This window comes from Empedobacter sp. UBA7248 (assembly GCF_002472945.1).
Classification (GTDB): Bacteria; Bacteroidota; Bacteroidia; order Flavobacteriales; family Weeksellaceae; genus Empedobacter; species Empedobacter falsenii_C.
This window is the reverse complement of sequence record NZ_DKSU01000008.1, coordinates 113,181-137,061: the sequence shown is the minus strand read 5'-3', so window position 1 is coordinate 137,061 and position 23,881 is coordinate 113,181. Positions and strand designations below refer to the sequence as shown.

Here is a 23,881-nt window from a genome sequence, read left to right as displayed (position 1 = left end):
CGAGCCCCAGCCAGGTCACAAGAAGCCAAGCAGAAATGTTTGGCTTTTTTTTATGCAAAATAATTGAGTTTAACATGATAAATGTTGCGGTAAATAAATATCGTATTGTTTCCGATTAACTTCTATTCTCAGTTACTTTGTTCAACCGATTTTATGATTATGAAGAAGAAAAAAACAGTTCTCTCAAAATTAATGAAAGTAGTCAAGATTACTGGATTTTCTTTGGGTGGAATTGCATTGGTTTTATATGTATCGCCTTATTTTTTTAAGGATCAAATTAATGAAGGCATAAAAAGCGTTGTCGAAAATTATGTAAAAACTGAAATTGAATTTAAAGATTTAGATATTTCGTTTTTCAATCATTTTCCTAAGCTAACAGTTACTTTAACGGATTCTTTCATCAAAGGTTCTACGCCTTATCAAACCGAAAATTTAATCTCTGCGAAAGAAATTGCACTTGGTGTTGATGTCAAAACATTGTTTGATGATAAAATAATTTTCAATGAATTATTTATTACAGATGCAACGATTAATCTGAAAATAGATAGTTTAGGGCGTAATAATTTTGATATTATGCAACCTTCTGATGAGGTTGAAAAAGAAGAAGAATCGAGCGTAGGATTAGCGTTGAATAATTTTAAAATCGCAAATTCTAACTTTTTATATGACGATCAATCATCTAAAACTTATCTAAAATTAGATCAATTTGATTACGATGGACTGATAGATTTTACAGAAAATCAATTAACATTAAATGCAAAAACAGATATCAAAAATGTCAATTTTAGTTTTGATGAAGAGAAATATGTTAAGAATTTACCTTTAAAAGGAAAGATCAATTCAAAAATTGATTTAAATAATTTATCCTTTTATTTTACAGAAAATAATCTCGAATTAGGTCAATTTCCTTTTTCGTTGAAAGGTTCTTTGTTGATGCCAAATGAAAGCAAAGTTTTTGATTTGACGATTTCATCAGAGAAATATGATTTGCAATATATTCCTGCGATTATTCCGGAAGCGTACCAGGAATGGGCAAAAGATGTGGAATTGAAAGGTTCTTCGACGATTCTTTTTACGATGAAAGGAATAATGAATGCGACAACGAATCAGAATCCTGATATTCATATTGATGCAAAAATTGATGATGGATGGATGAATTATAAGAAATCATCTTCACCAATCAAAAATATAAACCTTGTTTCTACAATTGATTTGCAAGCGTTGGATCCTGATAAAATGCGTGTGAAAGTCGAAAATCTTGATTTCAAATTGTTAGATGGAACAACAAAAACTAATTTCACGTATTGGGCTGGAAAAACAATGTTTTCGGAAGGAATTATCGAATCGAGTATTGATTTGGAAGCCTTGAAAAATGCAACAGGTTTCAATCAATTTGATGCAAAAGGAATTCTTGATATGGAAGGAAGTTGGAAAGGTTCTATCGTTCAGAATGCAAAAAATCCTTTGCAAAAAATTCCAATATTTTATCTAAAAGCTAATCTTGAAAATGGTTATTTCAAAATGAATGAAATGCCTGCTGCTTTGGATCATATTAATTTGGATTTGACGATGAAAAATACAGATGGAAATGTCAAAAATACGTCTGTTTTGGTTCATAAAATTGATGCAAAAGCGATGGATAATTATATGATTGGACGATTGGAATTGAAAAATCTGAATAATTTTCCGATTAATGCAGATTTTGGTGCTAAGATTCATTTAGAGGATATCTACAAAATTTATCCAATAAAGAATATTGACATGCGAGGTGATTTGTTTGTGAAAATGAAAGCAAACGGAACGTATGAGCCAAAACGTAAAAAAGTTCCAGTTTCTAATTCGGTCGTTATTCTTAAAAATGGTTACATCAAATTGCATGAATATCCGAATTTGCCTTTAGAAAATATTACGGTAGAAACGCATATAAAATCGGGTAGAGGATCATTTAACGATTTATCAATAGATGTTTTACCTATCAAATTTACATTGGCAGGAAAACCATTTATGGTGAATGCAAATCTGAAGAATTTAAATAATTTAGATTATCGAATTCATTCAAAAGGTGAATTGAATTTAGCCAATATTTACAAATTATTTCCAATCGAAGGTTTAGATGTTGATGGGTTGATTGAAACTAATTTTGGTGTAAAAGGGAATAATGGAGCGCCTTTGGAGAGTTTTCAAAACAAAGGTTTTGTGAAAATCCAGAACATTAAGATTAATACAAAATTCTTTCCGAGCAAATTTGTTATCAAGCAAGGAGATTTCCGATTTGAAGGAAGTCATTTGACTTTTAAAGATGTAAAAGCGCGTTATAAAAAGAATGTTTTTGTATTTGATGGAGATGTTTCGAATTATATCAATTATGCTTTAAAAGACAATGAAACGCTAAAAGGAACTATTAATTTCAAAACAAGTCGTGTCAATATTGATGATTTTATGGCATTTAATACCGAATCGACAGCGACTAACTCGATTGCAGCGGAAGAAGGTGTGGTTTTGTTGCCGAAAAATGTAGAATTGTCGATAAAAGGTCAAGCAAAAGAAGTTTTATTTAAAGATATTACGTTGCAAAATTTCGAAGGAGATTTAGGTTTGAAACAAGGGAATCTTGAGCTTCAAAATACCAAATTTAATTTGATTGGTTCTGAATTTACAATGAACGGAAATTATGTGCCAACAAATGCGAAAAAAGCGAAATTTAATTTCACTGTAAAAGCTAATAACTTCGATATTCAGCGAGCTTATCACGAAATTACGTTGTTTAGAGAATTGGCAAGTGCAGCGGAAAAAGCGCATGGAAAAGTTTCGATGGATTATCAGCTCGAAGGTGATTTGGGTGCAGATATGTTTCCGAAATTGAAAACCATAAAAGGAGGAGGAGATTTTACGTTAGAAGAAATTAAATTTTTAGGATTTAAAGTATTCAATTCTGTTGCAGAAAAAACTTCGACAGACGCGTTGCATGATGCGAATGTGAAGAAAGTGACCTTCAAAACAAAGATTGAAAATAATGTAATTACGATAAACCGTACGAAATTTAAAATTGCAGGTTTTCGTCCACGAATCGAAGGTCAAGTGACGTTAGATGGTTATATGAATCTCGGTATGCGACTTGGTTTGCCTCCGTTTGGGATTATCGGAATTCCGATCAAAATTACTGGTCCAGCGGATACGTTTGAGGTTGAAGTGGGGAAATATCACAAAGAAGATTTAAATGAAACGGATGACGAATTTGGTGAATATCAAAAATCGTTAGAAGAAGAAAAGGCGAAGCAGGAAGCTGTTCAAGTCAAACAATAAATACAAAATCCTTCAGAATTTCTGAGGGATTTTTTCATTATAAATAGTGATTGCGAATCATCAATAAAAAGTGTATTTTTAGATTCAAAATCAACCAAATCTGAAACTTACAACTGCAATAAAAAATACCTCGTGGTGGAAAATACTACTTTTCCTTGTTTGGCTTTATTTCTTCGGATTAATGCTGCAAATCACGTTGCGTTATATTCCGATTTCGTCGGATGTTTCATTTTTAGCCATCAAACAAGATGAGGTGACAACGATTCCAAGTTATTTAACAATCTTTTATATTCACGTTTATTCAGCAATATTTACATTGTTTTTTGGAATTGTCCAGTTCATTAAAATTACCAATCAACAAATCAGAAAAACACATCAGTTTTTCGGTAAATTTTATTTTTATATTACTGTTTTATTGGCTGCGCCGAGCGGAATTTATATTGGGTTTTATGCAAATGGAGAGTTAATTGCGAAAACTGCTTTTGTAATTCTCGGTATTCTTTGGTGGATTTTTACGGTAATTGCAGTTGTTAAAATCAAACAGAAAAACATTCAATCTCACCGAAATTTTATGCTTCGTAGTTATGCGTTGGCTGTTTCTGCGCTTACGTTACGCGCTTGGAAAGTGATTTTGGTTTATCTTTTTCATCCTGCGCCTATGGATGTTTATCAAATAATTGCATGGTTGGGATTTGTACCCAATTTATTGCTTGTAGAATATTATATTTATAAAACTAAACAATCTAAAATATGAAAAAATTAGCACTACTTATTTGCACTACACTTGTTGTTCTTAGTTGTAAAGATGACAAAAAAAATGCCGTTAAGAATAATGATTCTAATGACACGATTTCATCAATTCATATCGAGCCAACGCAAGAAGATGTTGGGCTTTGGTCTGGAATTTTTGAGGCAGATTCAGTTGATTATGATAAAGGTGATAAATGGTCGTATCAAAATAGAATTAGTGTCGTTATTCAGAAAATAAATAATGATAATACGGTTGAAGGATATAGTGTTTCGGCGGGAAATATTAGACCATTTAAAGGTGATTTGGTGAAAGAAGGAAATTCGCGTTATGTGATGGTGAATGAACCTGGCGATCAAAAATATGATGGGACTTTTAAGTTTAATATTTCTGAAAAAGATGATTCAATTTATGGAACTTGGATTTCGAAACGTAAAGATTTACCTGTACTTTCTCGAAAATTTAGCTTGAAGAAAACGGAGTTTAACTATAATCCTGAGAATATTTTGAAGAAAGCTAAAGATGATATGGAATATGAAGATTCTTATGCAAATATAGATTGGGTAAACTCTAAAAAGAAAAAATACGATGAGACTGGAGATGGTGAAGAATATTTTTATGATGTGCAACGTGCTGCTTCGGATGATATTTATAAGATAAATGGATCAACGCAAAAGTTGACGGAAAAACAATTGAAAAATCTTCATAAATTAGATTTAGAGATTATTCGCAATACAATTTATGCGCGTCATGGATATTCGTTTGCGAATCGTGGCGCACGACAATTTTTTGATTATGTAGATTGGTATGTGCCGTTGTATACAAACGTTGAGAATAAATTGTCGCCAATCGAGAAAGATAATATTGCGTTATTGAAGCGTTTTGAGAAATATGCAACGGATAATTACCAACAATATGGACGTTAAAATTTAGAATTTTGATTAAGATAAAATGAGTTAAAACTCAATCCGAAAATAAGATAGCAGGATTATCATTTTGCTTTATAGGTTAAATTGAAGAATACAATTGTTTTTTCTCGATAAAACCTATGTTCTGAAAGAACTTTGCAGAGCAAATCAAGATAATTTTGTTTGTTGTGTTTATTAATTTTGGCTCGTTAGCTTAGTTGGTAGAGCACGAAACTCTTAATTTCGGGGTCCTGAGTTCGAGCCTCAGACGAGTCACGAAAAATCTGTTACACAAAAGTGTAGCAGATTTTTTTGTTGTTTTATTATCAATATATTTATACAAATAATTAACACAATGAATTTCATAAAATCAATTTTAACTCTTGCGGTATTATCATCTACTTACATTTTAAATGCTCAAAACGTAACGATTATCAATTATGATAAAGACGAATTTTGGTGGGGCGGAGTAGTAGCCTTAGGCTCTAAAATGCCTTATATTCAGCCTGTAAAACAGTTTGATTTAGCACTTCAGAATAATAATAATCAGGTTGTTCCCTTGTTTTTATCAAATAAAGGACGATATGTTTGGAGTGATAAGCCATTCAAATTTGAAGTCAAGAATAATCAATTAATATTAGATTCTAAATACGAAAATATCCAAATTCAGAAAAGTGGAAATACGTTGAAAAGTGCTTATTTAGATGCTAGTAACCGTCATTTTAAATCAAACTTTATTTTACCGAACGAGTTATTGTTTGTTAAACCACAATATAATACTTGGATTGAATTAATGTATAATCAAAATCAAACTGATATTCTAAAATATGCGAATGCAATAAAGAGTAATGGTTTTCCAGAAGGTGTGTTAATGATTGATGACAATTGGCAACGTTATTATGGTAACTTTGATTTTAGAGCCGAGAAATTTTCTGATGCAAAAGGAATGATTAATGAAATGCATTCGATGGGATTCAAAGTTATGGTTTGGATTTCTCCTTTCGTGAGTGCAGATTCTGAGCAATACAGAGCTTTAGAAGCAAAAGGATATTTAATTAAAGAAAAAGGAAAGAATACTCCTGCAATTATTTCGTGGTGGAATGGAAAAAGTGCATGTTATGATTTGACAAATCCAGAAGCGAAAGCTTATTTTATAAAACAGTTAAAGGATATGCAAGCAAAATATGGTGTTGATGGGTTTAAATTTGATGCTGGAGATAATGGATTTTACGACGAAAATTATATTGATAGTTACGATAAAAATGCTATTTCTGTTGATCATACAAAAGCGTGGAGTGAGATTGGTTTAGAGTTTCCTTTTAATGAATATCGCGCAGGTTGGCAATTGGGAGGTCAGCCATTGGTACAACGTTTGGGCGATAAACCTTATTCATGGAAAGCTGTTCAAATGCTGATTCCAGATATGATTTCTGCAGGATTATTGGGATATGCGTATACATGCCCAGATATGATTGGAGGAGGGTCTTTTACTACTTTTTTAAATATAAAAAAAGATCAATTTGACCAAACACTTATTGTGCGTTCTACTCAAATACATGCAATGATGCCGATGATGCAGTTTTCTGTAGCGCCTTGGCGAATTTTGAGTAAAGAAAACTTAGAGATTGTAATAGATGCAGCGAAATTACACGAAAAATTTGGCGATTATATTTTAGAATATGCTAAAATTTCATCTAAAACAGGCGAGCCAATTGTGCGTCATATGGAATATGAATTTCCAAATCAGGGATTTGAACAAATTACTGATCAATATATGTTAGGAAAAAAATACATGGTTGCGCCAGTTGTTACAGCCGAAAATAAAAGAGCTATCAAGTTGCCAAAAGGTAAATGGAAAGATGATTTAGGAAAAATACAACAAGGAGGTAAAATTATACAAGTTGATGTTCCATTGAATAGAATTCCTTATTTTGAGAAATTAGATTAATTAAATTTATATCAATATTTTGATCGAATAAATTAATCAATCTGCAAATAAATCAACGTTTTAGTAAAAAGTATTCAGTAATATTAAATTTTTCTAAATTAATTATTGCTAAAATTAAATAAAATCAAAAGTATAGTAATAAAAAATAAATTTGTCGTAAATTTGCACCCATAATTTTCAAGGATGCAAAACATTAGAAATATTGCGATTATCGCACACGTTGACCACGGTAAAACTACATTGGTTGACAAAATTCTTCACAGCGGAAACGTTTTTAGAGAAAACCAAGAGTCTGGTGAATTAATCATGGATAACAATGATATCGAGCGTGAGAGAGGGATTACGATCTTTTCTAAAAATGCTTCGGTAGATTACAAAGGTGTAAAAATCAATGTGATTGACACTCCTGGCCACGCGGATTTCGGTGGAGAAGTTGAGCGTGTATTGAAAATGGCTGATGGGGTTATCTTATTAGTTGATGCTTTCGAAGGACCAATGCCTCAAACGCGTTTCGTTTTGAGTAAAGCATTAGAATTAGGTTTAAAACCATTAGTTGTAATTAACAAAGTTGATAAAGAAAACTGTCGTCCTGATGAGGTATATGATAAAGTTTTCGAATTATTCTTCAACTTAGATGCAACAGAAGAGCAATTGGAATTCCCAGCGTTCTATGGTTCATCTAAACAAGGATGGTTCAATACAGAAAATGTACGTGTAGACGATATTTCTCCATTAATGGATGGTATTCTTGAACATGTTCCTGCTCCAGAAGCTTATGAAGGTTCTTTACAAATGCAAATTACATCTTTAGATTATTCTAAATTCTTAGGACGTATCGCAGTTGGTAAAGTAAGTCGTGGTGTTATTAAAGAAGGAGATTGGGTTGCTTTAACAAAACCTGATGGAACGTTCAAAAAACATAAAATCAAAGAATTATATACATTTGCTGGTTTAGGTAAAGTAAGAGCTACTGAGGTAAAAGCGGGTGATATTTGTGCTGTTGTTGGTATCGATGGTTTCCAAATTGGAGATACAATTGCAGATCCAGAGAATCCAGAAGCATTACCAGTTATGCACATCGACGAGCCTACAATGAATATGTCTTTCGGAATTAACAACTCTCCATTCTTTGGTAAAGATGGTAAATTTGTTACTTCTCGTCACTTAGTAGAACGTTTAGAAGATGAGTTAGAGCGTAACTTAGCTTTACGTGTAGAACCAACAGAAGATTCTAATACACAATTAGTTTACGGACGTGGTATCATGCACTTATCTGTATTAATCGAAACTATGCGTCGTGAAGGTTATGAGTTGACAGTTGGTCAGCCTCAAGTAATCTTCAAAGAAATTGATGGTGTAAAATGTGAACCATACGAAACATTAGTAATTGATGTTCCAGATGATTATTCTTCTAAAGCAATCGACTTAGTAACTCAACGCAAAGGTGATTTATTAGTAATGGAAGCAAAAGAAGGAATGCAACACTTAGAATTCGAAATTCCATCTCGTGGATTAATCGGATTACGTTCTCAAATGTTAACTTCTACTGCTGGTGAAGCTGTAATGGCACACACTTTCTTAGAGTATAAACCATTCAAAGGAGCAATCGCTGGTCGTTCTGCAGGTGTAATTATTTCGAAAGATCAAGGTACATCAACTCCTTATTCTATTGATAAATTACAAGATCGTGGAAAATTCTTTATCGAGCCAGGTGAAGAAGTTTACGAAGGAATGATTATCGGAGAGCACTCTCGTAACAATGACTTAGTAGTAAACGTTGTTGAGGCTAAGAAATTAAATAATATTCGTGCAGCTGGTAAAGATGATTCATCTTCTATCGCTCCAAAAACAGAAATGACTTTGGAAGAATGCATGGAATATATCCAAGCTGATGAATGTATCGAGGTAACTCCAAACTTCATCCGTTTACGTAAAATTCACTTAAAAGAAGTAGATCGTAAACGTTTCGAAAAATCAATGAGCTAATCATTTGAAATTATATATCACAAAAAACCAGAAGTTAATCTTCTGGTTTTTTTTATGGGTCAATATTTATTAAATCAAAAAATCACTATAATTAGTGATTTTTTGATTTAATGTACTGAATTACATTTGCTTATTAATCAGTCTTTAATCTATTTACCCATGAAAAAAATCTATCTTTTAGCAAGTGTGATAACTTTGCTATTATCTACAGCTTCATTTGCTCAAGTTGGAATCAGTTCGGCAACTTCATTCACACCAGATACGAATTCAATTTTAGATGCAAGTTCTACAACAAAAGGAATTTTATTACCAAGAGTAGCTTTAACATCTACAACGACATTGGCACCAATTACAGGAACGTCTACAGCTCCAGAATCATTGTTTGTGTACAATACATCGACAACAGGAACTTCTCCAAATAATGTAACACCAGGCTTTTATTTTTGGACTGGAACAAAATGGAATAGAGTTTTGAATACAGATAATGAAGCTAAGCCTATGGTTTTTTATGCTCCAAGTATTGCATTGGATACAACTCCTGGAACACATACTGTGGATTTATATTTGGAATATAAAAATCAATTTGGAACACCAAAATATTCTTCAAATGTAGATACACCTTTAACAGCCTATACAGTTGGTCAATTAGCTTATTTTATCACTTATATAGATGAAACAGTATTTACTTCTCCAAGTTTATCTACTGACGGCAAATTAACTTACACTGTTCCGGCTACGCCAACAATCACAGAAAAGACATTTATTAATGTAGTTTTTAAGGTTAGAAATTAATAAATAGGACATGAAAAAAATCTATTTATTTTTTGTTTTTGTACTAAGTTTATTTAGTACGAAAGCATTCGCAGCTGATTTTTATTGGACAGGTAAAGGCTCAAATAGTAATTATAATTCTTTACAAAACTGGGCTTTAGGAAGTGTAAATGGAGGGACACCTACAGTAGCTCCGGGCGCTAGTGATAATGTTTTTTTTACAGATGGAGCAACAAAGTTTAATGTTGATTTTAGTCAATCAAATATTGTTTTTAATAATTTTACATCTAATTCTACTACAAATGATTTTACATTTAGATTAACGGCTCCTAACGGCTCTTCTAAAACTTTAACTGTTAATGGAGTAATGAATTTATCATCTCGAGCTAGTTTTTCTAGTAGTTCTTCAGGTGATATTAATTATGTTGGATCTTTAATTCTTAAGAATAGCCCTATATTGAATAATAATGAACTTGCTGTTTATTTAGTTTTCAATTCAGGAACTAACATTGTTATTGCAAATAATTTTAATGCAATGTCTATTATTGTAGATAATGGAACAACGATAGACTTATCTAATCGATCAATTATCTTAAAGAAATACGCTAACAATAATGAAAATTCTGCAGGAATGTTAAAAGTTTTAAACAGTAACAGTGGAATTAAATTAGCAGGAACTACTTTAAATATAGAATCTTTATGGTTTGTAGATTTTAGTATAGCAAAATCAGATTTAACCAACTCAACTATATATATTCATGGAGGAGGATATGACCCTACTGGTAGTATGAATCATAATACGTCTGTATCTACATTTTACTATGGATTAACTATAGAAAAAACAGATCTAACTTTACCAAAAGTAATCATCGATAATGCTAATAATTATTCAACGAGAGTTTCTAGTATTATTAACAATAATAAATTAACCATTACAAATTTAACGATAAAAAATACGAGTACATATTTTGATACGGCTAATTTATTAGTGACTAATTTAACAATTGACAAAGGATATGAGTATCGATTTTATGGTACTTCTACACAGACAACACCAAGTATAAATCCTAATGTAAAGGTGACAAATCTTAATTTTAATCCTTCATCTTCAGGAACTACAAAGTTTAAATCATATTTATCAAAAGATAATACTTTAGCTCATTTAGATATACCTACAACTTCAATACCTGCATACAGTAATATGATTGCAAATGGTATTTATTCTAAGAATGTAGTCACATTTACTAATTCAGTTTTAGAAAATTTGAATAAAAATATAAATGTGACTAGTGGAGTTGCTGTAGATTATTATTGGGGAGGAAAAGGTGATGGAAAAACATGGACAGATTTAGCTAACTGGAGTTCTAGTGGATCAGTACAATCACCTGTTGCTACTTTACCATCTTCAAATGATAATGTATATTTTAATGCAAATTCTACTATTTCAGGAAGAATAGATATTGATCGAGTAATTGATATTCATAATTTCACTGTTTTACCAGATTTTATAGGGAAAACATTTGAAATTTTTAGTTTAGCAAGTGATGCATTTACAATACGAGGTTCTTTACAATTACAAGTAGGAGCTACACTAAGTATTAGAAACTTGTATTTTGTTCCTAAGTCTACAAATATTAATTCTCCTGAAACAATTACATTAAATAATGGAATATTAAAAGGCTCTACTTCAAATAGAGATAGATTAGTTGTAACTGGTGGAGGAGCATTAAGTTTAAAAGGTACAGATTTTTCTTATTATAATTTTGCAGATGTAAATAGAAATACATTTGTCTTAGAGAATGGATCATTAATATTTGATGCAGCAACAGTAAATTTTAATGATTTCAATGGAACAATAGCAAAAGGTTCTTCTTTTAAAACGAATTTGTATTTAAATAATAGTATTGTCAATACAAAATATTGGACGTATAATAATGTAAATACCACTAACCCTGCTGGACAGTTTACTTTAAATGCTGGTTCTAGTACGCTTAATATATATCAAAGTTTTAATGCTGCTGGTGATACCAATGATTATACGATCGATAATAAGTTGAAGTATAATAAAATTATATTAAAAAACTCGAATAGTACTATAGGTCAAACAATATCAGGTGTCTTTGATGCTAGTTATATAGAATTAGAGCCAAATGCGACTTTTAGAACTGAAGGTGCAGGTATTTTTTCGACAGCCGCAAACCAAGTTAATATTAATGAATTGAAAGTATACGCAGGTAATTTAATTGCTTTTGATAGCGCATATCGAATAAATATTATTGATAAATATCAGACGATTAATACAGGAACATGTCAATTGGTTACAATTTTAGATGGACAAACATATAATGTTAATTTTAAGGTCGCATCAACTGTAACAGATGAAACAAATACGCCAAATGTTTTAACTTTAAAAGGTTATGATGTGCGAAAAATTGATTTTACGAAGAATGCTGGTTATAGTATTAATATATCAGGAAGTGTTACAAATTCGACAGGTTATACATCTATTAATCCTGCAACTCCTACAAATTTATATTGGATAGGAAGTACTTCTTCAACAAATCAGTGGCATAACTCAATCAATTGGACTACAAATGCAAATGGTACAGCAAATGCGTCTTCATGTTCTCCAACAAAATTTGATAATGCTCATTTCAAATCATATTCAAACGCAAAAGGAAATGAAGTAGCGATAAACAATGATATTTATATCAATAATATCATTTTTGAAAATGATTCGCCTGCTGGAATGTCTCTGAAAGGAATTGGATCTAAAGATATTTATTTATCAGGTTCAATGTATTTAAACAATAATATAATTACAGGATTTAATCGTATTCTTACTTCTGGTAAACAAACTGATGCTACTTATGATGGTACAGCAAGACATAAAATACAATTAAGAGGAACAGATCTTAAAATGCGTATCAATTTTCAGGACGGATCTTATTATAAATTAGTTGATGATTATAAAAGTACAAGTAATGATTTATATTTTATAGGAACTTCAGATATTGATGCTTCAAATATTACAATGAATTTATCAAATATTACCGCTGCAACTGCAGCACCAATTGCTTCAGGTAAATTAAATATCAATAATTCGAAAGTTAATTTAACGAATGGTTTTGATAGTCAATCTCCAACTTTTTTAGTTACTGCAGATAATGCAATAATTAAGTTGTTTTCAAATTCATCTTCAAGTTTTAATTATTTTAATCCAACCAATAGTACAACAGCTTTTAATACTGCTATGTTAGAATTTATTGATGCTAGATCATCTACAAATACAATTGCAGGACCTACAACTGCAGCATTAGTATTTAAAAGTATTACAACAAGAGGTGTAACATTTAATGCAAATTCAAATATCACAACAGAGGTTTTAAACTCTTTAAGTAACAAAATTTCTATTGCCGCAGGAAAAGAACTAAAAGTTACTCAACAAGCTAATTTAAGTGGAACAGCTTGTGATGTAACACGTTCTATTGTATCTTCTGTAGCTGGTACTAGAGCTAAATTTACGATAACAAGTGGTCCTACTAATTTTGATTATTTGACTGTTAAAGATATTGACGCAAATTCTAGTTATCAAATTTTAGTTTTTGGAACTTATAGTACAAATGGAGGAAATAATACAAGTTATGTAACCTTTCTTGATAAAACTCAAGATGACTCGACTTATGGTTTTGGAGCTGTATCAGCATGTAGAGATTTAACGACTTCTTCGTTCTTGTCCGCAGACGGATTTTATCCAAACGCATTTACAACATATAAGTGGTATAAGTTAACAGGTGACAATGCGGACCCATCGATACCTATTGCCACTACTCGAAATATTGATTTGTCATTATATGGTTATGGAACATATAAATTAGAAATTAATTATGATCCAACTACAGCAGGTTCTTGTGTGATTACAGATCAAATTATTATCAATCCAACACCAACTAAACCAACGGAATTATCTGATGATAAATTCTGTAAAAATAAAGTCGTTACATTGGGAGATATTCAATTACCAGGATCTACTTTAGTATGGTATAATTCAGATTCAGCAACTACACCATTGCCTTTAACAACTATTGTTTCAAGCGGTACAACATATTATGTTGCTCGTAAATATGATAGTGGGAGCGGAATGGCTTGCGAATCTACAGAGCGACTAGCTTTACAAGTAAAATTGGATGCTTGTGGAGGAGTGTATTTGAACCCAGTTTTAAGAATGAGAGGTTTATAATAACAAATTCTATTAATAATAAAAAAGGAACATCAATTTGATGTTCCTTTTTTATTGATTTTATTTTTAAAAGTTTCAATTGCAGAACTTAATTCATTTTTAGAAGCGTTATATTCTACTATTTCACCTTTAATTTTGAATTTCGAAACATTAAAACCTTCTTCAATATCATTGTACCAAATCAAATAATTTTCACATAAAGCAACTACCCAAAAATTATCCTCAATAACATCATCACATTTCCATATTTCAGGAGAGATTTTAATTTGATTCCAAAATATTAAGGTTTCGTTTTTCATATTTTGTTCAGAAAAATAAATTTCTAGCATCAAATCCTTTTTAGGAAAATTTATCCAATTATCCATTAATAAGTACTTTTTAATAAAATCCAATCCTCAAATTTTTGAGTTTGAGTTGAATTTGGTTCAGTCCATTCGATAATATACCAATAACTATCAGAAGGAAGCGTTTTTCCATTCAGTTTTCCATCCCATGTATAATTATTAGCTTCCGAACCTGTAAATAATAATTTTCCTTTTCGATTATAAATGACAAATTTAGGATTGATTTTACTTTTTAATTGCGAATAATCCAACACATCATTTTTGCCATCTCCATTTGGAGAAATAAAATTGATTAGTTTAATCAGCGAAAATTCTTTCGAAATAGGAGTACAATTATCTGCCGATTTTACATAAATTATATGAGTTCCTAAAGTTACATTTGTAAAAATATTTGAAGATTGAAAAGCACCATTATCCAACGAATAAAAATATGGCGGTGTAGATCCAGTAACTTTTATAGTCACCGTAGAACCTTGAATTTCGATGGATTGAATAGTTGGATCTTCGGCTTCAATAACATTCACTTCTTGGGTATAAAAACAACCATTTAATCCTAATTTTACATAATAAGTTCCAACAGGAACATTTGTAATTGATTGACTTTTGTCACCATTATGCAACCATTCATAAGTTTTAAATCCTGGGCCTGCATCCAGAGTTGTCGTTGTTCCTTTGCAAATTGTAACATCTTTTAGAGTAGATGATTTTCCAGATTGTTTGAAAATAAAATGTAATGGAGCAACATTTTCGCATAAACCATTTTGTTTAAATCTTACCCAAAATGTTTGATTAAAATTGATAATTCGTGTTGCGCTGATAGCATTTCGTCTATTTTTAGCATCAGCTTCGCTTAAATAATAAGTTGGAGATCCGTAAATATCCGTAACCAAGTCATCAATATAATCGGATAAAAGAATTTCTTCATAATTGCTTAAATTTTCATCACAAATTTCTATTGGAGGAATTGTATTGGCAACACTTAAATTATTTAATGTAAAAGTAATTTTTTTAATAACTGGATCACAAGTCCCGATTTGAACACGAATCCAAACTTCTTTAGACGTCTGAATATTATTTAATTCGAAATTTGTTATCCCAGCAGAAATATTATTATTTGCATCTAGTTCGGTTTCAAAATATTTCACTTGATGAGCAGAATAATAATCTTCTACAATTCGATCAGTATATTCGTCTAAATTTAATTGTGTTTTTCCATCTAAATCATCATCACAAATAGGAATATTATATTGATAAATCTGCGGTTCTTCTTGTACAGAAACATTAATATGACCTTTCAAAGAACAACCAGTATTCAGTGTAATTTCTACTTCGTAATAACCTGTTTCATCTACCACTAATGTTGCATTTGTTTCACCACTAATTTCCTCACCATCTTTGTACCATTTATAGGCTGTAGCATTTGTAGTTGTAGCATCTATTGTTTTAGATGTTCCTGGGCATAATACAACATCAGAACCTAAACTTTTTGATCCTACAAAACTTCCAGCTTTCAAGAAAACGGCAGAATCATAACGACCTTTTGAATCTCCATGATCGGCAATTACTAATTTGATATGATATTTTGTACCAGCTACAATTTTTGCATTTGCTTTCAAAACTTTTGTTTGTCCATTGAAATTCGTTGGACTATTTGCAGAATTAAAACCTCCAAAATACGATATGTTTCGAGGACAATCTCTTGCGCCATTTATGGTTAATGAAGTTACAGGAATGGTTGTATTTGGAACTAATGCAATATTTTGATAAGGTTCAGAATTATCTGCTTTTTTGATTAAGAAGGCAAAAGCATCAGAGTATTGACAATTACTTGATTGATATTCTTCTGAAAGAAACATATATTCGAAACTAATTTGATCTGTTGTTAGATTTGATACAAAATCAAATTCAAGATAAGTTGCATTTAAAATATTATCATGAGGTAAATTAGATTTTATCAAAATATCAATCAAATCTTGATCTCCTCCCCAATTACTTCCCCAAAAATCTTGCAAAGATGAATTTGGACCTTCAGCATCTTTTGCTTTTCCTGTAGATAAAATAATTCCTTCAGAAAGATCAAAACTACTAGTTCCTTTTGTAAAATAACCATAGCTTATTTCATCATAAGCTCTATTGTAGCCAGAAATATTAATATTGGAAATAGTAATACAACCTGTGTTTGTTCCAATAAATTTATCAATTAATTGTTCTTTCGATAAAGATGTATCTACCTGAATATATTGACCAAATAAAAAACTATTTAGTGTAAAAGTAAAAAGGAGTAGGAGAATTATTTTTGAATAAAAATGCTTCATGAAAAAATAATTTAGACAAAAAAACTGCTAAATAACTTTAAAAAATAAAGCTCATTTAACAGTTTTAGGAATTTTATTTACCGAAAAATGGTCTTACCCTATTTTTCCTAAATTTTCTGCAATAGTTTCAATGAAAGATGTCAATGGTTTTTTCGCCATCATTTCGATCATCATATTGAAATTTCCATCAAAATCTAATGTAACATCAGACGAATTTTCATCAACTGCATCAATAGAAATTGTCAAAGTATATTCAAAAGCAGGTGCAGGAGATTCGAAAACAATTTTCGATGGTTCAACTGTCTCTTTCAAACGCATTCCAACCTTTGGTAAAGCACCAACACCAACCGTAAATCCTTTTCCAGATTCGTGAATTTCAAACGATTTTGTGTCCTCTGGCATCAATTGCTCATAATTCTTCATATCCAACAAAAAAGAGTATGCTTCTTGTTGATTTTTTGCAAAACGGACTTTATTTGTATTTACCTTCATATCCTTGTGAGTTTTTTATAAATTTGTAACAAATCGTTCAAATGTACAAAGTTTTTTTTAATGAAAGTTTGTTAACTTTCAGCAACCAATCTAATCCAGAAGCAAAAAATATTTTGTTTCAAAATGAAGCTCAATTTGATGAATCTTTTCATTTATTATCATCAAAAGCGGCAACTTTAGTCAATATTTTTAGTGAAGATATTGATGTTGTTTGGACGAAATTCTTAAAATATTACAAGCATATACAAGCTGCGGGCGGAATTGTTCGTAATCCGCAAGATGATTATTTATTCATTTTCAGACTTGGAAAATGGGATTTGCCAAAAGGCAAAATGGAGAAAGGAGAATCGAGAGAAGAATCTGCAATTCGCGAAATTGAAGAAGAATGTAGTTTGACAAATTTAGAGTTGAAACGATTTTTGATGCCTACTTTTCACATTTATTTTTTGAGAGAATATATTATCAAAGAAACATTTTGGTTCGAAGTTTTTTATAATGGTGTTGAATTGCCTTTACCGCAAACTGAAGAAGGAATTGAGTCGGTTGAATGGAAAAAAGAGAGTGAAATTCCTGAATTATTAGAAAATTCTTATCCAAATATTCAATTGTTAATGGATAATTATTTAAATTTGAACTAAATAAAAATTAAATGAAAAAATATATATTAACTTTTTGTGCCTTAACATCTTTTGCTTTGACAGCAAATGCTCAAATGAAAAAAGAAACCAAAGCTAAAATTGAAAAAGCTTCTAAATCTCAATCAAAAATTTTAGATAACGGAACGGCAAAAATAGACGATTTATATGCGTATCAAGTATATGGAGAATCGTTTGATATCAAAAATACATTAACGAAAAACGAGCTTGGAAAGTTATATGATAACATGAAAAGTGGTGATTCTTTGGAAAATGTTCAGTTTGTTTCGACGATAGAATCTGTTTGTAAAAAGAAAGGTTGTTGGATGAAAGTTGATCTTGGAAAAGGCGAAGAACAATCGTTTGTGCGTTTCAAAGATTATGGTTTTTTTATGCCTTTAGATGGTGAAAAAGCGAATGTTGTTGTACACGGAAAAGCTTTTGTAAGTGAAATTTCTGTTGAGAAATTGCGTCATTATGCAGAAGATGCAGGACAATCGAAAGAAGAAATTGCGAAAATTACAAAACCTCAGTTGCAATATAATTTTGAGGCTGATGGAGTTTATTTAAAAGAAAACTAATATTTTTAACTCAATAATTAATCAAAACCTTTCTATTTTTGGAAAGGTTTTTTTATGAAATCAATTCTATAAAATATGACAAACTTATTTCAAGCCAATCCAAATCAGTATTTTTCTTTAATCGGAAAATCGGTGAATGACGAATTATTTCAATCATTTCAAACTGAATTTGAATCTAATATTTCAGAGCAGAATATCGCTCAAGGTAAAATTGTGTTGTATAAGGAAAAAGGTATTTCTGTGAAAATTGTTGATGAAATGATTACTTCGATTAAGTTTTATCTTTCTCCAAATCCAATTTGTAAGGTTTATGAAGGTCAAAATATTTTTGATTTGAATCGAAATGTTGATGAAACGCATGTTCGTAAAAGTAGTGATTATCAAAGAATTATTAATAATGATCCAAATCGTTTGGCAAATGATTATAGTCGTCTAAACTGTTTGTTTTCTTTTGATTCGATGACTGGAGAATTCTTAACGATTGAAATATTAAACGAATTATAAGGTGTTTTTTGCTGAAAATTTCAGATATTTATCGTTTAATAATAAACCTTAAATGAAAAAATATTTACTTTTAGTTTCTTTATCATTTGCTCTTTTTGTCTCAGCTCAAACAAATTACAATAAACCATTTATAGAGAATGATTCACAAGTTTCTTATACGTATAAAGCAGTTTTAGATTCAAGATCTAAAGAAGCGGTTATTAATCGAATTTCTTCTGAATTTAATACTCCAAAAGTGAACAAAAACGATTTGGTTTGGAATTATAATGGAAGTTACGAAATTGTTGTACGAGAAAATGATGTTAATATAAACTTCGGGAAAAGCAATGATAATCAGGCTTTGTATGAAAAAGTAAAAACATTAGGAAAGGATTTATCAACGATTGTCAGTCAACCTGTTTTTAAACATCGTTTGATTACAGAAAAATTTTATGTTGTAAATGATAAAGCAAATACATTTTCGTATCGTGGAGTTTTTACGTTGAATAAACGAGCAAATATCAAGAAAAGTATTGAAAAATATTTTGGAGATCCAACTCTAAATGTTGATAATTTTGTCTGGAAAACTGCTGATTATGATATTATCTTGAAAAAAGATCAAGTAGAATTTTCAATGATGAAAAATAATTCTGATGATTCATTTTATCAACAATTTCTGAATTTAGAGAAAGAATTAACTGAAATTATCACCAATCCAGGACCAAAAAATACGTTGATTACAACCAAGAATTATGCGTTGAACGACAATCCAATGTCGTATACATACAAAGCGGTTTTTCGTCCGCAACAAAACGATATGGTAAAAGATTTAATTGAAACACAATTTGGAAAAGGGAATTTGAGTGGAGGAGATTTGGTTTGGAACAGAAATGGAAGTTATGAAATTATCTTATCAGATTATCAGTTAAAAATAAACCTTGGAAAAAGTAACGATACAGAAAGCATTTATCAACAAATAAAAGAATTAGGAACAACAATTACAAAAGCATTGAATTATTAATTTAAGTATTTAATAAACGACTATTAATTTATTTTTAATGATATTTAATTATCAAAAACCTAAATAAATTAATATGAAAAAATATTTAAGCTTGTTCTTAATGTTATCAACGTTTGCAGTTTTTGCACAATTGAGAGCGAATAATACAGAGTCTTATTACTCGATGAAAGGAACTTTTAATTCGGATAAAAAAGACATTATAAAGAAAACAATCGAGAAAGAATTTGGTGAAGGAACTTTAGAAGACTCTGGTTATATCTGGACTGGACGAGGAAGTTTTGAAATTATTTTGAATGATAATTCGCTCAAAATGGAGATTCAAAAAAGTACGGATAATGGAGAAGTTGTGGATAAAATTAAAAATCTTGGAGATAAAATTCTTGCAACAAAAAATATAAATAATACGAATACGTAAAAAATGAGCTACAATTATTTTGTAGCTTTTTTTGTGTTAACGCTTCGTTAACCGTTCATTAACCAATGCAAATCAATCTTTTTCAGAATTTTATAAAAAATAAAAATATGAAAAAGACATTATTTATAGTAATAACTTTAACAGCTTTAGCTTGCAACGGACAAACAACAAAATCGCACGCAGTTGCCAAATCTTCAGGATCAACAACTCATTCTACTGTTTCGGTTAGTGTGAGCGATAGTAACGAAGTTTATTCGTATTCGGCAATTTTTGATAAACCAAAATCTAAAGCTGCAATAAATGAAATAGAGAAAGCTTTTGGAAAGCCAACGACTGAAGGAAAAAACTATGTTTGGCGAGAAGGAGAATCTTTAGAAATAAAGGCACGTGAAGGAAAAATTTCGATAGAGTTTGAAAAAGGTTCTACAAAATTATATGATAAAGTAAAAGAATTGGGTGAATCTATTTCTGCGATTGTCGGAGAAAAATAATCATTCTGAAACATAAAAACGGAAGTCAAATTTGGCTTCCGTTTTTATGTTATTTTAATTCTCTATACTTAAAATCTTTTCCAAAAAAGTAATTCCATATTATACTAATAAGAATCAAATTTGCTATTCCACGAATTGTTATAAATATCCCGAAATTACCAAAACGTTTGTACTTAATATGTGATAATTCTTCTTGATGATTAACTATATATTCGTACAAATAATAATCAAAAACTAACATCAAAAGACTAAAAAGAACTAAAATAATATAATGAAAGAGCATTATGTCTTTAATTTTTTTTAGATTTTTATATAATAATACAGCTCCAATAAAAGAAAAAAATACGCTTGAATGAAAAACAATTTCAGTTTTAGTATGAAGTTTCGGAACCTCATTATTTTCCTCGATATCTTCAACTAAATTAGGTTCGAAAGAATTTTTCTTTTCTTCTTTTTCGTGATAAATAGTTTTAGATGAAATTAAATTTTTAATTCGAGTGGTTTCAATTTCAGAAAACTGAATATTTCGTTCATTTTTTAAAATTTCGAAAGCCATTTCTATTGCTTCAGGAACAAATCTAGAATCATCTTTGATGTAAGAATTTAATTCATTTGTAGACAGTTTTTGAAGAACGCTTCTTTTAACTTGCATTAATTTAATTATAAATCAAATATTTTGCTCTTATCTTCATAAAAGCCTCCAAATCTTTTTGCCAAGTTGCTTTTATTTCTTCTTCTGATAAACCTGCTTCTATTTGTTTACGCAATTCATCTGTTCCAGAAAGTTGATCAATCCACAATTTTTTACCATTCATCGTCCAAAAAGGTTGCTTCGTATTGTTTTTATATGCATTGATTAACCATTTCAAATTGATGGAAGATTGATACGGAACATCCGATAAATCCTCACCGTAACAAACTTCATCTTTAAATTTTGGACTTGTTGCACCAGGTTTTGAAGTTGGCGTATATTGATAAGGCATATTTTTTAGGAATGGCGAACCATAAACCTGAAACTGAATATCTGTTCCACGACCTTCGTTTACGTTTGTCCCTTCAAACAAACACGTACTTGGGTATAAATTTATCGCATGTGCATTTGGTAAATTAGGCGATGGTTTTACTGGTAAATTGTACTTGGATTGATGCGTATAATTGATCAATGGAATAATTTCCAAATCTGCTTTTATACCATTTGCTAACCAACCTTCACCGTTGATCATTTGCGCATATTCACCAATCGTCATTCCATAAACAATCGGAACATTGTGCATTCCAACAAATGATTTGTACTCGTTTTTCATTACAGGTCCGTCCACATAATGTCCATTCGGATTTGGTCTATCCAACACAATTACTTTCTTGCCATTTTCGGCCGCAGCCTCCAAAACATAATGCAAAGTAGAAATGTATGTGTAAAAACGTGCGCCAACATCTTGCATATCAAAAACCAAAACATCTACATCAGCAATCTGATTTGCTTTCGGTTTTTTATTGTCACCATAAAGCGAAATAATTGGCAAGTTAGTTTTTGCATCAACACCAGATTTTACTTTTGCACCTGCATCAACATCTCCACGAAAACCATGTTCTGGCGAATAAAGTTTAACAACATTGATGTTATTTTTTAGTAACAAATCAACTGTATGCATCGTTGTTCCATTAATGGTTGCAATTCCTGTTTGATTAGAAATTAATCCAACTTTTTTACCTTTTAATTTCGAAAGATAGTTAGCTGTATTTTCTGCTCCAACAAGAATAGTTGAATGATTATCTATCGTTTTTGATGTATTATTTTGAGCTAAAATTGGAGTAGAAAAGCCGAAAAAAATAACTGAACTAAGTAAACCAATTGATGTATATTTGACAAAGTTTTTCATTTCGTTTTGAATCATTTGAATTTAGGCGAATTTAAAGCCTAAAGTTAGTTTTAATCTTATAAAAAAATATATAATTTGAGTTTTTCTTGGTGGTTTTCAAAAAAAATTGCGCTTGGTAAAAATACTAAAAATAACTTATCGAGTATTATTATTCGAGTAGGTCAAATTGCAGTAGCATTGGGGTTGATTGTTTCTTTGGTGACGATTTCAACTGGTGTTGGTGCAAGAAAGGCGATCAAAGAAAAGTTGGCCGATTTTAATGGTCATATTACAATTAGAAACTACAATAGTAATACGTCATTAAATTCTGATTCATTATCACTTCATCAAGCTTTTTATCCAAAGTTTAAATCGATTCCAGAAATAGAACATGTACAAGCAATTGCCAATAAAAGTGGTGTTATCCGAACGGATGAAAATTTTAGTGGGGTTGTGTTCAAAGGAGTTGGAACAGATTATGATTCGGTTCGTTTCGAGAAATTTATGGTAAAAGGACATTTTCCACGAATCAATAAAGATTCGATAATGGATGAGGTTTTATTATCGAAAAAGATTGCGGATGAAATGAAATTGGATGTTGATAGTTCGTTTGTGATGTATTTTATTCAAGAAGATACAAAGCCTATTTATCGTCGATTTACCATTTCTGGATTATTCAAAACAGATATCAAAAACTTTGACGATCAAATTATGTTTGGTGATATCAAGCATGTACAACGTCTTAATCGTTGGGATTCGACAACTGTTGGTGGATTTGAATTATTTGTAAATGATGTCGAAAATATTGACCCAATTGCAAAGCGTGTGCAAGAAAATATTCCATACAATTTGTATGCAGAATCGGCTACGGCTTCTTTTGCTCAGATTAATGATTGGATTTCAATTTTCGATAAAAATATTGTCATTATTCTTTTTATCATGCTTTTTGTTGTGGTGATTAATATGGTGATGGTTTTATTGATTTTAATTTTAGAACGAACACATTCAATCGGAATTTTAAAAGCATTTGGTGCAACAAATTGGCGAATCCGAAAATTATTCATCAATTACGCATTATTTATTATGTTGCCAGGATTAATTGCTGGAAATGCAATTGGACTTGGATTATTATTAATTCAGAAATATTTCGGAATTATCAAACTTCCGGCAGAAAATTATTATTTATCAACAGCTCCAGTCTATTTAGATTTTGGCACAATTGTTTTATTGAATGCAGGAGCGTTATTAGTTTGTGCAATTGTATTACTTTTGCCATCGTATATGATATCTAAAATTACACCTGCAAAAGCGATTAATTTTAGATAAAATTTAATGTTTTAA

The 23,881-nt window shown here is 30.5% G+C and carries 19 protein-coding genes and 1 tRNA gene; 15 read left to right on the top strand and 5 right to left on the bottom strand.

The genetic code is table 11. The features are described 5' to 3' along the window. Positions 1–192: 192 nt before the first annotated feature. The 8 genes from B4A23_RS07640 (at position 193) to B4A23_RS07605 (ending at position 13,904) form a co-directional block, all read left to right on the top strand. A complete protein-coding gene (locus tag B4A23_RS07640) occupies positions 193–3,303 on the top strand; it encodes an AsmA-like C-terminal region-containing protein (protein ID WP_291118653.1) in 3,111 nt (1,036 codons plus the stop codon). Between the two features lie 181 nt (positions 3,304–3,484). After that, positions 3,485–4,057, top strand: coding sequence for a DUF2306 domain-containing protein (locus tag B4A23_RS07635; protein WP_291118651.1), 573 nt, complete (start codon positions 3,485–3,487; stop codon positions 4,055–4,057). Continuing rightward, positions 4,054–4,977 carry a YARHG domain-containing protein gene (locus tag B4A23_RS07630; protein ID WP_291118649.1) on the top strand — a complete coding sequence of 308 codons (924 nt, stop codon included), beginning with the start codon at positions 4,054–4,056 and terminating at the stop codon, positions 4,975–4,977. The genes B4A23_RS07635 and B4A23_RS07630 overlap by 4 nt, the downstream gene beginning before the upstream one ends. A gap of 185 nt (positions 4,978–5,162) precedes the next feature. After that, positions 5,163–5,235: transfer RNA gene (locus tag B4A23_RS07625), tRNA-Lys, on the top strand. Positions 5,236–5,314: 79 nt separating this feature from the next. After that, a complete protein-coding gene (locus B4A23_RS07620; RefSeq protein ID WP_291118647.1) occupies positions 5,315–6,907 on the top strand; it encodes a glycoside hydrolase family 31 protein in 1,593 nt (530 codons plus the stop codon). 183 nt (positions 6,908–7,090) lie between these two features. Continuing rightward, positions 7,091–8,893 carry a translational GTPase TypA gene (typA, locus tag B4A23_RS07615; RefSeq protein WP_038334507.1) on the top strand — a complete coding sequence of 601 codons (1,803 nt, stop codon included), beginning with the start codon at positions 7,091–7,093 and terminating at the stop codon, positions 8,891–8,893. Between the two features lie 159 nt (positions 8,894–9,052). Beyond that, positions 9,053–9,685, top strand: coding sequence for a hypothetical protein (locus tag B4A23_RS07610; RefSeq protein ID WP_291118645.1), 633 nt, complete (start codon positions 9,053–9,055; stop codon positions 9,683–9,685). A gap of 10 nt (positions 9,686–9,695) precedes the next feature. Beyond that, positions 9,696–13,904: a hypothetical protein gene (locus tag B4A23_RS07605; protein ID WP_291118642.1), complete on the top strand. Its 4,209-nt coding sequence runs from the start codon at positions 9,696–9,698 to the stop codon at positions 13,902–13,904. Positions 13,905–13,936: 32 nt separating this feature from the next. Here B4A23_RS07605 and B4A23_RS07600 read toward each other — a convergent pair whose 3' ends face one another. The 3 genes from B4A23_RS07600 to B4A23_RS07590 all read right to left on the bottom strand — a co-directional run bounded on the left by B4A23_RS07600 (position 13,937) and on the right by B4A23_RS07590 (position 17,055). Continuing rightward, positions 13,937–14,269, bottom strand: a complete 333-nt coding sequence (locus B4A23_RS07600; protein WP_291118639.1) for a hypothetical protein — start codon at positions 14,267–14,269, stop codon at positions 13,937–13,939. Further along, complete coding sequence (locus tag B4A23_RS07595) at positions 14,269–16,563, bottom strand: choice-of-anchor L domain-containing protein (protein ID WP_291118636.1); 2,295 nt, start codon at positions 16,561–16,563, stop codon at positions 14,269–14,271. Before B4A23_RS07595 ends, B4A23_RS07600 begins: the two co-directional genes overlap by 1 nt. Before the next feature lie 93 nt (positions 16,564–16,656). Then, a complete protein-coding gene (locus tag B4A23_RS07590; protein ID WP_291118633.1) occupies positions 16,657–17,055 on the bottom strand; it encodes a hypothetical protein in 399 nt (132 codons plus the stop codon). Between the two features lie 41 nt (positions 17,056–17,096). On the opposite strand from B4A23_RS07590, the gene B4A23_RS07585 reads away from it, so the two are divergent. The 6 genes from B4A23_RS07585 to B4A23_RS07560 all read left to right on the top strand — a co-directional run bounded on the left by B4A23_RS07585 (position 17,097) and on the right by B4A23_RS07560 (position 20,681). Further along, positions 17,097–17,693 carry an NUDIX hydrolase gene (locus B4A23_RS07585; protein WP_286484741.1) on the top strand — a complete coding sequence of 199 codons (597 nt, stop codon included), beginning with the start codon at positions 17,097–17,099 and terminating at the stop codon, positions 17,691–17,693. Between the two features lie 11 nt (positions 17,694–17,704). Continuing rightward, positions 17,705–18,271, top strand: a complete 567-nt coding sequence (locus tag B4A23_RS07580) for a DUF4920 domain-containing protein (protein WP_291118626.1) — start codon at positions 17,705–17,707, stop codon at positions 18,269–18,271. A 75-nt stretch (positions 18,272–18,346) separates the two neighbouring features. Continuing rightward, positions 18,347–18,775 carry a hypothetical protein gene (locus B4A23_RS07575; RefSeq protein ID WP_286484739.1) on the top strand — a complete coding sequence of 143 codons (429 nt, stop codon included), beginning with the start codon at positions 18,347–18,349 and terminating at the stop codon, positions 18,773–18,775. 52 nt (positions 18,776–18,827) lie between these two features. Then, positions 18,828–19,775, top strand: coding sequence for a hypothetical protein (locus B4A23_RS07570; RefSeq protein ID WP_291118622.1), 948 nt, complete (start codon positions 18,828–18,830; stop codon positions 19,773–19,775). Between the two features lie 73 nt (positions 19,776–19,848). Next, positions 19,849–20,190, top strand: coding sequence for a hypothetical protein (locus B4A23_RS07565; RefSeq protein ID WP_291118619.1), 342 nt, complete (start codon positions 19,849–19,851; stop codon positions 20,188–20,190). Positions 20,191–20,297: 107 nt separating this feature from the next. Continuing rightward, positions 20,298–20,681 carry a hypothetical protein gene (locus B4A23_RS07560; RefSeq protein WP_291118616.1) on the top strand — a complete coding sequence of 128 codons (384 nt, stop codon included), beginning with the start codon at positions 20,298–20,300 and terminating at the stop codon, positions 20,679–20,681. Positions 20,682–20,730: 49 nt separating this feature from the next. Here the strand turns inward: B4A23_RS07560 and B4A23_RS07555 are convergent, their stop codons facing one another. Both B4A23_RS07555 and B4A23_RS07550 read right to left on the bottom strand, forming a co-directional pair. Beyond that, on the bottom strand, positions 20,731–21,333 hold the full coding sequence (locus B4A23_RS07555; protein WP_291118612.1) for a hypothetical protein: 603 nt from the start codon (positions 21,331–21,333) through the stop codon (positions 20,731–20,733). A gap of 4 nt (positions 21,334–21,337) precedes the next feature. Then, on the bottom strand, positions 21,338–22,561 hold the full coding sequence (locus B4A23_RS07550; protein WP_291118609.1) for an exo-beta-N-acetylmuramidase NamZ family protein: 1,224 nt from the start codon (positions 22,559–22,561) through the stop codon (positions 21,338–21,340). 75 nt (positions 22,562–22,636) lie between these two features. Here B4A23_RS07550 and B4A23_RS07545 point away from each other — a divergent pair, with 75 nt between their 5' ends. Next, positions 22,637–23,866 (top strand): ABC transporter permease, encoded by a 1,230-nt coding sequence (locus B4A23_RS07545; protein WP_291118606.1) that lies wholly within the window; start codon positions 22,637–22,639, stop codon positions 23,864–23,866. Positions 23,867–23,881 lie beyond the last annotated feature (15 nt).